Raw genomic sequence first — 12,985 nt, 5'->3', positions numbered from 1 at the left:
GCGGCGTGCTCACCGTCACCGTCACCGGCACCGTCACCTCCGGCCTGTTCGCCGGCGACACCGTGGTCCAGCAGCAGGTCGGCGCCGCCACCGACCTCACGCTGTGCACCGCGGGCCTGGGCACCGTCTCCAGCCACTACGGCCTGGTCACCCTGGAGATCACTTCCGTCTGACCTGTGGCTCGGCAACGCTACGGAGTTCGCCCGCCGCTGCAGTCATCCCGTGCGGTCCGGGATGGAGCGGCGGGCGGAAGGTTGCGAGCCAGGCGATCGGCACGCCTGCGTTCGGCACGCCTGCGTTCGGGTACGCCGCGCGCCCAGAACCGGGCGCAGGTGTGCGGGGCCCGCCGATGCCGCGAAAAGTGGCCGGTGCGGCAGGCGAGGATCTCAGGCGGGGAAGGCGGTCACCTCCCGGTCGTGGTGGCGGTGTCTGACGATGGCGGCGATGAACTGGCCGGTGAAGCCGTCGCCCGCGGCGGAGTCGACCACGCCTTGGCGGCCGGGCAGGGCGGCGGCCTGCAGCAGCGGCTCACCGTCGGCCAGCGCGCCGATGGCCTTGCCGTGCCTGAACGCCTCGCGGACGAACTGCACGGCGTAGCCGTTGCCGGACAGTTCCTCACCGCCGGTGCACAGCACCGCGTCGTACAGCACCGAGGAGACGGCGCTGACCTGCTTGTCAACGGCCAGGGTTCCGGCCATGCCCTCGTGCGGGGCGATCACATGGCAGACCGCCTTGCCGCTTTCCAGCTCCTGCATCACCGGGTTGAGCGCGGCGGTGTCGGTGGTGTCGGCCACCAGGATCGCGATCTTGCGGGTGGCCAGGCTGGCCGGCTGGTTGTCCTGGCTGAGCGCCGGTGAGCTCTTGCCGTGGTTGCTGCCGCGGGCCGTGGGGGCGGGCAGCCCGATGCCGGCGGCCACGTGCGCGGCCAGCCCGGCATCGACGCCTGCGAGCCGGTCGACGACCTGTTCCTTGATGTAGCGGCGCTGTACGTGGCCGAGCTCGAACAGGAACGCCTTGATGATGTGGTCCTTCTCCCAGGCCGCCATGCTGTTCCAGAACAGGGTGGCCTGGCTGTAGTGGTCGGCGAAGCTGGGGCTGCGCTTGCGGATCTTCTCGCCGTCGACGCGTTCGGTGTAGTGCTTGAACACGTTGTTCATGTCGCCGGCCAGCACCCCGGTGGCCGGGCAGCCGCCGCTGATGGAGTTCTTGGTGTAGTTGGTGTGGCTGGTGTGGATCATGTGCTGGTGGAAGCCGTCGCGGTTGTCGTTGTGCACCGGCGCGATCGGGCGGTTGATCGGGATCTGCTGGAAGTTCGGCCCGCCCAGGCGGGTGAGCTGGGTGTCGAGGTAGGAGAAGTTGCGGCCCTGCAGCAGCGGGTCGTTGGTGAAGTCGATGCCAGGCACCACGTTGGCGGTGCAGAAGGCGACCTGCTCGGTCTCGGCGAAGAAGTTGTCCGGGTTGCGGTTGAGGGTCATCTTGCCGACCATCCGCAGCGGCACCTCCTCCTCCGGAATGATCTTGGTGGGGTCGAGCAGGTCGAAGTCGAACTTGTGCTCGTCCTCCTCGGGCACCAGCTGCAGGCCCAGCTCCCATTCGGGGTACTGGCCGGCCTCGATCGCCTCCCACAGGTCGCGCCGGTTGAAGTCGGGGTCGTTGCCCTGCACGCGTAGCACCTCGTCCCATACCAGCGAGTGGGCGCCGAGCTTGGGCCGCCAGTGGAACTTGACGAACGTGCCCTTGCCGTCGGCGTTGACCAGGCGGAAGGTGTGCACGCCGAAGCCGTCCATCATCCGGTAGCTGCGCGGGATGGACCGGTCCGACATCAGCCACATGATCGTGTGCAGGGTCTCCGGCTGCAGCTGCACGAAGTCCCACAGCGTGTCATGCGCCGACTGCGCCTGAGGGATCTCGTTGTGCGGCTCGGGCTTGACCGAGTGCACGAAGTCGGCGAACTTGATCGCGTCCTGGACGAAGAACACCGGGAAGTTGTTGCCGACCAGGTCGTAGTTGCCCTGCCGGGTGAAGAACTTGGTGGCGAACCCACGCACGTCGCGCACGGTGTCGGCCGAACCGCGCGAGCCGCCCACGGTGGAGAAGCGCACGAACACCGGCGTCTGCTGCGAGGGGTCGCACAGGAAGTCGGCGCAGGTGTACTCGGCCAGCGACTCATACACCTGGAACACCCCGTGCGCGCCCGAGCCCCGCGCGTGGACCACCCGCTCCGGGATGCGCTCATGGTCGAAGCGCGTCACCTTCTCCCGGAAGTGGAAGTCCTCCAGGATCGTCGGGCCGCGCTCGCCGATCGACAGGGAGTTGTCGGTGTCCTCGACGCGCACGCCCTGGTCGGTGGTGTAGCGGGCGTTGGTGTCATCGACCCGGTACTGGTTGAGCTGACGCTGTTTGTCGCTGTTGTGGTCGGTCATATGGGCCCCCGGTGTTGGACGATGGCTCGGACCGGGGGGCCACGGCTCTTTTTACCCCCGGGAGTTCCATCGCCAACCCCGGCGCGCCGATCAACGAGCGTCACCCGCCGGCCCCGGTGGTGCGGACCGAACGGGCGGCATCATTCGGCTCCGACGCCCGGGCGGGCCACGGCCCGGAGTGTTCCGCGCTGATCCGACCTCATCCCCGCATCGGGCCGCTTGTGACGGCACCGGCGGGGTGGGGCAGCCGGTCACGTCACTGGCCGGCGCCCGCCCCGCCGGTGGGTGCTGCCATCGGCGCTGACCCCGCTTGGGCGGTCAAAGCGGCCTACCCGGGCCTACCCGGGCCTGGCCGCGGCCGATCGGGCGGACAGGCAAAAACCTCCGCACCCGGCCTTGGCCTTAGGACGACTGTGAAGCGCGGTATTGCCTGTCCTGGAGCGATGTGCCCGGATCTCCTGGTGCGCCGTCCGGCCCTCGGCAAGGGCTGCTGCGCGAAGGGGGCCGGGGCGTGCCCGCGGCGTCCATCGACATGACCATCGACCCCTGGGGAGGGCTCACCATGCCGTACATCACCACCCGCGACGATGAGCAGATCTTCTTCTACGACTGGGGCAGCGGCCCGCCGGTCGTGTTCATCCACGGCTGGCCGTTGAACGCCGACGCCTGGCACGACCAGATGAAGGCGGTCGTCGACAACGGGTTCAAGGCGATCGCGCACGACCGGCGCGGTCACGGCCGCTCCAGCCAGCCGTGGGACGGCTACGACTTCGACACCTTCGCCGACGACCTCAACGACCTCCTGACCGCCCTGGACCTGCGCGAGGTGACGCTGGTGGCGCATTCGATGGGCGGCGGCGAACTGGCCCGCTACATCGGCCGGCACGGCACCTCCCGCATCAGCAAGGCCGTGTTGCTGTCGGCGGTGCCGCCGCTGATGCTCAAGACCGCCGACAACCCCGAGGGCACCCCGCAGGAGGTGTTCGACAAGATCAAGAAGGGAATCCTCACCGAGCGCTCGCAGTTCTGGCGCGACACCGCCGACGGCTTCTTCGGCGCCAACCGCCCGGGCAACAAGGTGACCCAGGGCAACAAGGACGCCTTCTGGCTGATGGCCATGGCCGAGAACATCCAGGCCGGGGTGGCCTGCGTGGACGCCTTCTCCGCCACCGACTTCACCGCCGATCTGAAGAAGTTCGACATCCCCACCCTGATCGTGCACGGCGACGACGACCAGGTGGTGCCGATCGCGGCCTCCGGCGACAAATCCGCAAAGATCATTCAGAACTCCACCTACAAGGTGTACCAGGGCGGCTCGCACGGCATCGCGCTGGTCCCGGGCGACAAGGAGAAGTTCAACGCCGACCTGCTGGAGTTCCTGCGCGGCTGACGGCACTCGCCGACCGGCGCGATCACCATCACCGCGGGGCCGCGCTGACGCGAGATCAGGATCCGCCGGCCCCTGACCACTCGGAAGCCAAGGGTGGGCCGGGCAGACGACACGCCGATGCGGCTGCCGTACTCAGCTCCGCTCACCCGGGCAGGTCATCTACCGCCAGGAACTGGCGGGCCAAGCCGGCCGGGTGAATCTGCTGTACACCCGCACCCACACCGCCCGGCTGGACCACGCCGTACTGGCCGAGCAGGCGCCGCCGGCCTACGTCCGCGGGCTCACCGCCTTCGTCGAGCACGCCGCCGACCTCCTGACCGGCCTCGGCTACCTGCCGGACGACATCCGCACCGCACGCCACGGCTGACCCGCACCGTCCATCACGAGAGGATCTTCATGCCACCCATCGACGGCAACGCCGTGGCCGGAACGCTGGCCGCCTTCTTCGGCCGGGACATGACCACCGCATACGGCCTGTGCGCGGCCTGTGACCGGCACGCTCCGCTTGCCGAGGCGCTCGTCTACGGCCCGGCCGCCGGGACCGCGCTGCACTGCCGCTCGTGCGGCAACCCTGCTGATGACCATGATCGAGGCACCCGGCGGGATCATCGGCGCGATGCCCGGCCTGACCCGGCTCGACACCCGCCCGGCAGGAGGAGTGTGAGCATGGCCGTCATCTCCCGGGGCTTTTCCGGCCGCGGCCAGCGGAACGACCGGCTGCCGCCCGGCCAGACCCTGACCACCGGCTTCCCCGTGCTGACCGCCGGGCCCACCCCGCACGTCGGCACCGCCGACTGGAACTTCACCCTCCTCACCGAGACCGGCACCGAACACACCTGGACCTGGACCGAACTGCGGGACCTGCCGCAAGACAGCCCGCACACCGACATCCACTGCGTCACCGGCTGGTCGAAGTTCGACACCGACTGGCAGGGGGTGTCCCTGGACGTGCTGCTGGCCGAGGTGGAGACGAACGCCCAGTTCGCGCTGGCTTACTGCCACGGCGGCTACACCACCAATCTGCCGCTGGCCGACCTGCGCGGCGGGCAGGCGTGGATCGCCCACACCTTCGACGGCGCGCCACTGCCGGCCGAGCACGGCGGCCCGGCCCGGCTGCTGGTTCCGCACCTGTACTTCTGGAAGTCCGCCAAATGGGTGCAGGGCATCCGGCTGCTGGAGCACGACCAGCCGGGCTTCTGGGAGCGGGCCGGCTACCACAACTACGGCGACCCATGGCGTGAACAGCGCTACTGGAACGACTGACCACCGCCGTGCCAACCCGCCCGGCCTATTTGCGCCTGCGGATCATCGCCTTGGTCATGGCCGGCGGCGCCGCCGGCACCCTGCTGCGCCATGGCATCGCCCAGATCCTCGCGCCCGCGGGCGGGCTGCAGGCTCGCCGTCGTGGCCGAAGCGGTGGCGCAAGGCACGTGGACGCGGCTGAAGGCCTGCCGGGAGACGGCGCGCCCTTGACCCCGGCAGGTCGGTGAGCCGGCGCCACTCATGCCCCTTCGGTCTATGTAGATATCTTTCATTCACATTCGTACCTTGCTTGAATACTTTCACCCGTGCCACCCCCTCGAACCCCCCGGAGGGTACAGCCCCGTGAAGACCATCACCCGCTTATCGGCCGCCGCCCTGGCCGCCTGCCTGGCCCTGCTCGCCCCCGCCGTCCCCGCGAACGCCGCCACCACCACGGTCGACAACGCCACCGCCGGCCAGTTCACCGCCGGCGCCGACTGGGGCACCTCGGCCTGGTCCGCCCAGCGCTACGGCGCCGATTACCGGTTCGCCGCGCCGAACACCACCACCAGCGACGCCGCCTGGTTCAAGGCATCGATCGCGACGGCCGGAGCCCACCTGGTCGAGGTCTGGTACCCGGCCGACGCCGGCTACAACAGCGCCACCCCGTTCCTGGTCGCCACCGCCGACGGCACCCGCAGCGTGGTCGTCGACCAGCGTTCCGGCGGCGGGCGCTGGGTCAGCCTCGGCACGTTCACGCTGTCCGCCGGCGACTACAACGTGGTCGGCGTCAGCCGCTGGACCAGCCAGCCCGGCTACGTCGTCGCCGACGCCGTCCGCATCACCTCCTCGGCAGGGACGCCCGCGTTCTCGCTGCCCCTGGCCCGCGGCGCGCTGCCGCGCAGCGAGTACGACGACCCGCACCACGACTACCCCGCCATCGACCTGCCCGTCGGCACCGGCACCCCCGTCTACGCGGTGCGCGCCGGCACCGTGACGGTCATCGACGACAGCCTGTGCGGGCGCGGCATCAACCTGACCGGGACCGACGGCGCTATCTACACCTACTGCCACTTCTCGTCGTGGTCGGTCTCCGGCGGCGCGTCGGTCGGCGCCGGGCAGCAGATCGGGCTGAGCGGCAACACCGGCAACTCCACCGGCCCGCACCTGCACTTCGGCATCCGCACCGGCAGCACCCGCCGCTGCCCGCAGAACTTCCTGCTGGCCCTGTACGACGGCGCCACCCCGCCGGCGGCGAGCAGCCTGCCCACCACGGGATGCTTCTACGCCACCCGTTCGGCGGAGCCGGTCATCCCGCTCGGCTGAGGCGTCCCGCGGCGGCGGCCCGTTACCCCGGCTTTAAACAACCCGATATATCGCGCGCTGCCGGGGTAGTCGAAGGCTTTCCGCGAACTCAACGGAGGAAAGCGATATGGGTCTGAGCTACCGCAAGTCCATCAAGTTCGGGCCGTTCCGGCTGAACCTGTCGCGCCGCGGCATCGGCCACAGCTGGGGCAACCGGCTGTTCCGGGTCACCCGCGGCGCCGACGGGCGCCGTACGGTGTCGGTCAACCTGCCCGGCGGCTTCACCTGGCGCAAGACCCGCGCAGGCCGCTGAGAACCACCGCTTGAGCAAGGGGGCGCGGGCGCCGGGCCCGCGCCCCCTCGGTTCTGCGGCCGGTCCTGCTCACCGCGCCGCCCGGGGCTCCCTGACGGGCAGCACCATGAGGATCGAAAGAGTCAGCAGGCCGCCCAGAATCACCGCCACACCGATCTTGTCGAACATCGGGAAGACGTGCAGGTGCAGCATGTGCCACACGAAGTGGATCGCGTTGTAGACCGACCACACGGCCCCCGTCACCGCCAGGGACTCCCGGCCCGGCCGGCGCAGCGTCCACCCGCTCAGCGCCAGCAGGCCCAGGTTGAGCGCCCCCACGTCGACGGCCAGATGCTCGTTGTACGGGCCGAGCGCCGCCACCCAGTGCAGCCCCGGCGCGGGGAAGTCGTCGTAGAACGAGCGCGGGAACGCCGCCGCCCACACCCCCTGGTACGCCGCCGCCACCGCCAGCACCGCCGCCATCCAGCGCTTGGCCGTGACGCTCACCGCGACGCCGCCCACTGCTCGAAGGTGATCTCCCCGCTGCGGAAGTCTCCGTCCGGCAGGACGCCCCCGGAGGCCATCGCCTTGCCGGCCGGCACCGTCAGCACCAGCTTGCCCTTGGCCAGGCGGCGCATCATCGATGCCATCGTCAGCACCTCCGGCCCGGCCAGCTCCCTCACCCGTCCCTGGGCGGGCCCTTCGGCCAGGCGGACGAGCTCGGCCGCGACCTCGCAGGCGGCGACCGGCCGGCTCAGCATCGAGGGCGCCACCTTCACCGGGCCGGGCACCTTGCCGAGCATCTGCGCCGCGAACTCGTGGAACTGCGTCACCCGCAGCAGCGTCACCGGGACCGGGCCCGCCAGCGCCAGCTCCTCCTGCCGGCGCTTGCCCAGGTAGTAACCCGAATCGACCCGGTCCACGCCGACGATCGACAGGAGCACGTGGTGGCGTACGCCCGCCCGCTCCTCGGCCGCCAGCAGGTTGCGCGTCTCGGTCTCGAAGAACGCCACCGACTTCCTGCGGCTGAGCGTCGAGACGTTCGCCACGTCGATCACGACGTCCGCGCCGCGCAGCGCCTCGTCCAGGCCCGCCCCCGTCATCAGATCGACGCCGGCCGAGCGGGACATCACCACGACCTCGTGGCCCTGCTCCCGAGCCCGCCCGACCACCAGCCTGCCCACCCAGCCGGTCCCGCCGGCCACCGCCATCCTCATCGCGTCCCGCTCCTTCTCCTCGGATCGGTAACTAGACCGGGACGAGGGGGCCGAACGTGACACCACCCTCCGCGGATGAAGGCGGACGAAGGCTGATGGAGGCGGATGAAGCCGGTCACCTCCCGGTAACCGGTGCATGACTGGAAAACCCGCTCAGGCGGCACCACACTGCGCCTGTACACGACCGACGCAGGGAGTGCAGCATGACCGACGACGACGTGCGCGTCACGCTCGAAGCCGTCCCCCGCACCGGACTGAGCGAGCAGCGGCTGCGTCAGGCCGTGGCCGAGCACCCCGAGGCGCTGGCCGCGCTGGAGGTCGCCGACCCCGAACGGCTCACCGTCGCCTTCGCCCCCGGCCTGGGCCACGACCCCGGCGACAACGCGCCGTTCCAGGCCACCGTGTTCGACCCCGCAGGCAACCGCGCCGTCGAGCTGCGCGGCACCCTCGACCGGCCCGAACGCGCCGAGCTGCGGCCCAGCTCCTTCCGCCCGCCGCCCAGCCGCGAGGAGCTCGTCGCCGCCGCCGCGATCCTGCGCGCCGACCCGCGCTTCCCGCGAGGCGAGGACGTCGTCGTCTACAAGCCCATGCCGGCCCTGGCCGACGCCGAGAACCCCGACGGCACCACCGTGCGCCGCCCCGCCCTCGGCCTGTACACGCCGGGCGAGCCCACCGGGCTGCGGCACCGCGTCGTGGCCGTCGACCTGGCCGCCCGCTCGGTGGACTGGACGCCCGACGGCGTCAACGTGCGCATGCACCACGACTGCGAGGACAGCGTCCCGGCCGGCGTCGACGCGCTGGCCGACCGCGGCGGCCCCGACCAGGTGCGGGTCCGCGTCCACCGCGGCGCCACCGAGCTGTGGAACCTGCTGGTGGTGCGCCCGCGCGCCTCCGCGCCGCGCAGCCCCGGCCTGGGCGGCGGCGTCGAGCTGCGCCAGGTCCGCTACCGCGGCCGGCTCGTGCTGCGGCAGGCGCACGTGCCGATCCTCAACGTCGACTACGACGAGGGCACCACCTTCCGCGACGACGTCAGCGCCGAGACCCGCTTCAGCGCCACCGGCGCCGACCCCGTCGGCTGGGGCTGGCGGCTGTGCACCCGCGAGCCCCGCACCATCCTGGAACGGCCGTCCACCGACGCGGGCAACTTCCAGGGCGTCGCCTTCCACCACGACGGCCGGCGGCTGCGCATCGTCAGCGAGCTGGAGGCCGGCTGGTACCGCTACGCCAGCGACTGGCGGCTGGCCGACGACGGCGAGATCCTGCCGCGCTTCGGGTTCGCCGCCACCCGCAACCCGATGACCTGCCTGGTGCACCGCCACCACTGCTACTGGCGGCTCGACTTCGACGTCGAGGGCGCGAGCAACGACGTCGTCGAGCAGATCGACGACACCGGCTCCCTCATCCCCGAACCGGTCGCCATCATCCGCGAGACCTCCCGCAGGCGCCGCCCGCCCGCCCGCCACTGGCAGGTGCGCGACAAGGCCTCCGGACGCGGCCTGCAGATCCACCCCGGCCCGTTCGACGGCACCGCCGACGCCTACGGCGTGTCCGACCTGTGGTTCCTGCGCCACCACCCGCGCGAGCTGGACGACGGCGACCCCGGCCCGCGCAACCGCGCCGCGCTCAACCGCTTCCTCAACGGCGAGAACATCAACGGCACCAACGTCGTCGTCTGGTACGCAGGGCACTACTTCCACGACCAGTCGCACCCCCAGCCCCACCAGGGCGAGCTGATCGGTCCACGGCTGATCCCGATCTGAGCGATATTCTTGTCGCCCATGACGCAGGTGGGACATGAGGCGGCGCGCGCACTGCTGCGCAGGCTCGCCGTCGAGCAGGCCGAGTGCAGGATTCCGTCGGTGACGGCGGCGATCGTCCGTGACGGGCGGCTGGCGTGGTTCGCCGGGCGCGGCAGCGTGGACGGCGCCCCACCGACCGCCGCCACGCAGTACCGCATCGGCTCCATCACCAAGAGCATGATCGCGGTGGTGGTGATGCGGCTGCGCGACGAGGGCCTGCTCGGCCTGGACGACCCGCTCGAACGGCACCTGCCCGGCACCAGGGTCGGCCACCTGACGATCTCCCAGTTGCTGTCCCACACCGCCGGCCTGACCGCCGAGCCGCCCACCGCCTGGTGGGAACGCACCCCCGGCATCCCCGCGGGCGACCTGCTGGAACGGCTCGGGCCCGGCGAGCTCAAACACCGGCCGGGGCGGCGCTTCCACTACTCCAACGTCGGTTTCGCCGTGCTCGGCGAGCTGGTGGCCCGCCTGCGCGGCACCACCTGGCTCAAGGCCTTGCGCGCCGAGGTGCTCGACCCGCTCGGCATGCTGTCCACCACGCCCCGCCCGCGCGCCCCGCACGCCACCGGCTACGCCGTGCACCCCTGGGCCGACGTCGTGCAGGCCGAGCCGGAACACGACGCCGACGCCATGGGCCCGGCCGGGCAGCTCTGGTCCACCACGCACGACCTGGCCCGCTGGGCGGCCTTCCTCGGCGGCGACACCCGCGGCGTGCTCTGCCCCGCCACCCTCGCCGAGATGCGCGAACCCATCGGCGTCGAGGACGGCGACACCTGGACCGGCGCGTTCGGCCTCGGCCTGCAACTGGCCCGCACCGGCGGGCGCCGCCTGGCCGGCCACGGCGGCTCCATGCCCGGCTTCCTGGCCACCGTGTGGGCCGAGGCGGCCGAAGGCGTGGGGGCGCTGTTCATGGCCAACACCACCAGCGGCATGAGCGGCACCCTGCTGACCGACCTGCTCGACATCCTCGACCGCTGCGAGCCGCGCCTGCCCGACGAGTGGCGGCCCGTGCCCGCCGACCCCGCCCTGCTCGCGCTGACCGGGCTGTGGCACTGGGGGCCGAAGGCGTACACGCTGCGGCTGCTGCCCGAACGGGGGCTGTCGCTGGAGCCGGTGGGCGGGGCCGGGCGGGCCTCCCGCTTCGTGCCGCAGGACGACGGGACGTGGCTGGGGCTGGACGGCTACTACGCCGGGGAGACGCTGCGGGTGGCGGCCGATCATCTGGACCTCAACACGTTCATCTTCACCCGCACGCCGTACGACCCGGACGCGCCGGTGCCGGGCGGGACGGACGGCTGGCACGCCTGACGGAAGTCCTGCAGCACCCGTTCCGTACGCACTCCGTGGTCGTGATCCGTGCTCACCACGGATGTGGCGCAGGCGGGCCGGAAGCGAAGCTGTGACCACAGCGAACTTCCGATCCACCACAACAGGAGCGACCATGACCGGCACCTCCACCCACGGCATCAAGACCGTGCTGCACCCCGTGTCCGACCCGGAGAAGGCCAAGGCGGTGTACGCGGCCCTGCTCGGGGTCGCGCCACGGGACGACTCGCCCTACTACGTCGGCTTCGAGGCCGCCGGCCAGCACATCGGGCTGGTGCCGGGCGGCGGGCCGCAGGGCATGACCGCGCCGGTCGCCTACTGGCACGTCCCGGACCTCGAGGCGAAGCTGGCCGAGCTGTCCGCCGCCGGGGCCACCATCAAGGAGGCCGCGCACGACGTCGGCGGCGGCCGGCTGGTGGCCACCGTCACCGACCACGACGGCAACGTCCTCGGGCTGATTCAAGACCGGTGAACGCACGGACCGCCCACCCATCGAGTCAGGGAGAGAACATGAACATCGGCGTCGAGGTCAGTGCGCACAGGCGCGGGACGCGGGTCACGCTCAACGGCGTGTTCTGGACGTTGCAGGCGCTGCTCGGCTTCTTCTTCGCGGGCAGCGGCTTCGGCAAGGTGCTGTTGTACGACGACGCGCTGTACGCGGCGGCGCCCCAGGCCGTGGCCTGGTACGCGGCCACACCCCAGCCGCTGATCGTCTTCATCGGGGTGTGCGAGGTGCTGGGCGGGATCGGCCTGATCCTGCCGGCGATGGCGAAGGTCAGGCCGTCGCTGACGCCGCTGGCCGGCGCCGGCCTGACGCTGACGATGATCCTCGCGGCCGGGTTCCACGTCGTGCGCGGCGAGTTCGAGCTGGTGCCGGCGAACGTCCTGCTGGGCGGCGTCGCGGCCATCATCACGGCCGGACGATGGAAGCTGCGGCCCGTCGCGCCCACGACCCTCACCCGCTCCCGCGCGCTCTGGTCGTCGGTGGTGCTCGCCGCGATCGTCCTGCTGGCGTGTGTGCCGACGTGGTACACGATGACCAGCACGTGACCAGCACGTGACCAGCACGTGACCAGCACGTCCTTCTGACCCGCTCAGCCGGTCAGGACGGCGGCCACGTCGGCCGGCGCGCCCGCCGGGAGGGCCGCGTGCAGCAGCTCCACCCGGTGCACCAGCCGGGGCGCGGCCACCGGCACCACACGCACCTGCCCGCCGCCGCCGGCGGGCACGGCCGAGGCGGGCAGCAGGGTCAGGCCGTGACCGGCCGCCGCCAGGGCGAGCACCGTGTGCACGTCGTCCCCCTCGTACTCCAGACCGGCCGGGAACCCGTCGCCCACCAGGTCACGCAGCCGGGCCAGCGGGCACAGCGGGCTCTGCAGCCAGCGGGCGTCGATCAGGTCCGCCAGCCGCAGCGACGCCCGCCCCGCCAGGGGATGGCCGCCCGGCAGCACCACCACCAGGTCCTCCTCCGACACCCCCGTCGTCGTCATGGGCCCGGACTCCGGCAGCCGCAGCGGATCGCTCGGCGCCGCGAGGCCGTCGGCCAGCCCCAGGTCGGCCCGCCCCTCGGCGACCACGGCGGCCAGGTCCTCGGCCCGGCAGGTGCGCAGCCGCACCTCCAGACGGGGCTGGCGGGCGCGGGCCTCGGCCAGGCGGGCGGACACCACCGGGTTGACGGCCAGCGGGGTGGCGGCCAGTCGCAGCAGGTGGCGGGGCTGCGCGGCGGTACGCAGCACGTCGGCGCGGGCGGCCCGCAGGCGCAGCAGCAGCGGCTCGGCGTGCTCCAGCAGCCGCCGCCCGGCGGGGGTGGGCTCGACCGGGCGGCGGCTCAGCAGCGGCAGCCCCAGATCGGCCTCCAGGGCGGCGATCTGCTGGGAGATCGCCGACTGGGTGTAGCCGAGCTCGGCGGCCGCAGCGGAGAACGAGCCGTGCCGGGCGACGGTCACGAACGTGGTCAGCAGGTGAGGGTCCATCAGCGTCGCTTATCG

General features: G+C 71.8%; 13 protein-coding genes and 1 pseudogene. 10 read left to right on the top strand and 4 right to left on the bottom strand.

Annotated features, from left to right (window positions below; all coding sequences use genetic code 11):
* Positions 1 to 386 precede the first annotated feature (386 nt).
* Positions 387 to 2,423 (bottom strand): catalase, encoded by a 2,037-nt coding sequence (locus tag FXF51_RS27045; RefSeq protein WP_148437459.1) that lies wholly within the window; start codon positions 2,421 to 2,423, stop codon positions 387 to 389.
* A 562-nt stretch (positions 2,424 to 2,985) separates the two neighbouring features.
* On the opposite strand from FXF51_RS27045, the gene FXF51_RS27040 reads away from it, so the two are divergent.
* The 6 genes and pseudogenes from FXF51_RS27040 to FXF51_RS27025 all read left to right on the top strand — a co-directional run bounded on the left by FXF51_RS27040 (position 2,986) and on the right by FXF51_RS27025 (position 6,673).
* Positions 2,986 to 3,813, top strand: coding sequence for an alpha/beta fold hydrolase (locus FXF51_RS27040; RefSeq protein ID WP_148437484.1), 828 nt, complete (start codon positions 2,986 to 2,988; stop codon positions 3,811 to 3,813).
* Positions 3,814 to 4,006: 193 nt separating this feature from the next.
* Positions 4,007 to 4,180 carry a hypothetical protein gene (locus FXF51_RS60990; protein ID WP_187414588.1) on the top strand — a complete coding sequence of 58 codons (174 nt, stop codon included), beginning with the start codon at positions 4,007 to 4,009 and terminating at the stop codon, positions 4,178 to 4,180.
* A 29-nt stretch (positions 4,181 to 4,209) separates the two neighbouring features.
* Positions 4,210 to 4,371, top strand: a pseudogene (locus FXF51_RS63835) (DUF6510 family protein); the annotation flags it as partial.
* 108 nt (positions 4,372 to 4,479) lie between these two features.
* Positions 4,480 to 5,076 (top strand): sulfite oxidase-like oxidoreductase, encoded by a 597-nt coding sequence (locus FXF51_RS27035; protein WP_148437483.1) that lies wholly within the window; start codon positions 4,480 to 4,482, stop codon positions 5,074 to 5,076.
* Positions 5,077 to 5,418: 342 nt separating this feature from the next.
* The gene (locus FXF51_RS62025) at positions 5,419 to 6,381 is read left to right on the top strand and encodes a peptidoglycan DD-metalloendopeptidase family protein (RefSeq protein ID WP_222871477.1); all 963 of its coding nucleotides are present in this window, start codon (positions 5,419 to 5,421) and stop codon (positions 6,379 to 6,381) included.
* Between the two features lie 106 nt (positions 6,382 to 6,487).
* A complete protein-coding gene (locus FXF51_RS27025) occupies positions 6,488 to 6,673 on the top strand; it encodes a DUF4236 domain-containing protein (RefSeq protein ID WP_148437458.1) in 186 nt (61 codons plus the stop codon).
* Between the two features lie 69 nt (positions 6,674 to 6,742).
* On the opposite strand, the gene FXF51_RS27020 is transcribed toward FXF51_RS27025, so the two are convergent.
* On the bottom strand, positions 6,743 to 7,174 hold the full coding sequence (locus FXF51_RS27020; RefSeq protein ID WP_222871476.1) for a hypothetical protein: 432 nt from the start codon (positions 7,172 to 7,174) through the stop codon (positions 6,743 to 6,745).
* Positions 7,156 to 7,869 carry an SDR family oxidoreductase gene (locus FXF51_RS27015; protein WP_148437457.1) on the bottom strand — a complete coding sequence of 238 codons (714 nt, stop codon included), beginning with the start codon at positions 7,867 to 7,869 and terminating at the stop codon, positions 7,156 to 7,158. Before FXF51_RS27015 ends, FXF51_RS27020 begins: the two co-directional genes overlap by 19 nt.
* A 203-nt stretch (positions 7,870 to 8,072) precedes the next feature.
* Between FXF51_RS27015 and FXF51_RS27010 the strand changes: the two genes are divergently transcribed.
* The 4 genes from FXF51_RS27010 (at position 8,073) to FXF51_RS26995 (ending at position 12,047) form a co-directional block, all read left to right on the top strand.
* Positions 8,073 to 9,629 (top strand): hypothetical protein, encoded by a 1,557-nt coding sequence (locus FXF51_RS27010; RefSeq protein ID WP_148437456.1) that lies wholly within the window; start codon positions 8,073 to 8,075, stop codon positions 9,627 to 9,629.
* An 18-nt stretch (positions 9,630 to 9,647) separates the two neighbouring features.
* Positions 9,648 to 10,979 carry a serine hydrolase domain-containing protein gene (locus FXF51_RS27005; RefSeq protein WP_148437455.1) on the top strand — a complete coding sequence of 444 codons (1,332 nt, stop codon included), beginning with the start codon at positions 9,648 to 9,650 and terminating at the stop codon, positions 10,977 to 10,979.
* Positions 10,980 to 11,112: 133 nt separating this feature from the next.
* Positions 11,113 to 11,469 (top strand): VOC family protein, encoded by a 357-nt coding sequence (locus tag FXF51_RS27000; RefSeq protein ID WP_148437454.1) that lies wholly within the window; start codon positions 11,113 to 11,115, stop codon positions 11,467 to 11,469.
* Positions 11,470 to 11,507: 38 nt separating this feature from the next.
* Complete coding sequence (locus FXF51_RS26995) at positions 11,508 to 12,047, top strand: DoxX family protein (RefSeq protein ID WP_148437453.1); 540 nt, start codon at positions 11,508 to 11,510, stop codon at positions 12,045 to 12,047.
* A 44-nt stretch (positions 12,048 to 12,091) separates the two neighbouring features.
* On the opposite strand, the gene FXF51_RS26990 is transcribed toward FXF51_RS26995, so the two are convergent.
* Positions 12,092 to 12,970 (bottom strand): LysR family transcriptional regulator, encoded by an 879-nt coding sequence (locus FXF51_RS26990; protein ID WP_148437452.1) that lies wholly within the window; start codon positions 12,968 to 12,970, stop codon positions 12,092 to 12,094.
* Positions 12,971 to 12,985 lie beyond the last annotated feature (15 nt).

The organism is Nonomuraea sp. PA05 (assembly GCF_008086045.1).
Taxonomy (GTDB): Bacteria; Actinomycetota; Actinomycetes; order Streptosporangiales; family Streptosporangiaceae; genus Nonomuraea; species Nonomuraea monospora.
Note: the sequence above shows the minus strand (reverse complement) of the source record. Positions and strands in the feature narration are given on the sequence as shown.

What these genes read in the sequence shown, in the direction of transcription:
- FXF51_RS27045 (WP_148437459.1), bottom strand. Translation starts at nt 2,423, where the DNA reads ATGACCGACCACAACAGCGACAAACAGCGTCAGCTCAACCAGTACCGG.
- FXF51_RS27040 (WP_148437484.1), top strand. Translation starts at nt 2,986, where the DNA reads ATGCCGTACATCACCACCCGCGACGATGAGCAGATCTTCTTCTACGAC.
- FXF51_RS27035 (WP_148437483.1), top strand. Translation starts at nt 4,480, where the DNA reads ATGGCCGTCATCTCCCGGGGCTTTTCCGGCCGCGGCCAGCGGAACGAC.
- FXF51_RS27025 (WP_148437458.1), top strand. Translation starts at nt 6,488, where the DNA reads ATGGGTCTGAGCTACCGCAAGTCCATCAAGTTCGGGCCGTTCCGGCTG.
- FXF51_RS27015 (WP_148437457.1), bottom strand. Translation starts at nt 7,869, where the DNA reads ATGAGGATGGCGGTGGCCGGCGGGACCGGCTGGGTGGGCAGGCTGGTG.
- FXF51_RS27010 (WP_148437456.1), top strand. Translation starts at nt 8,073, where the DNA reads ATGACCGACGACGACGTGCGCGTCACGCTCGAAGCCGTCCCCCGCACC.
- FXF51_RS27005 (WP_148437455.1), top strand. Translation starts at nt 9,648, where the DNA reads ATGACGCAGGTGGGACATGAGGCGGCGCGCGCACTGCTGCGCAGGCTC.
- FXF51_RS27000 (WP_148437454.1), top strand. Translation starts at nt 11,113, where the DNA reads ATGACCGGCACCTCCACCCACGGCATCAAGACCGTGCTGCACCCCGTG.
- FXF51_RS26995 (WP_148437453.1), top strand. Translation starts at nt 11,508, where the DNA reads ATGAACATCGGCGTCGAGGTCAGTGCGCACAGGCGCGGGACGCGGGTC.
- FXF51_RS26990 (WP_148437452.1), bottom strand. Translation starts at nt 12,970, where the DNA reads ATGGACCCTCACCTGCTGACCACGTTCGTGACCGTCGCCCGGCACGGC.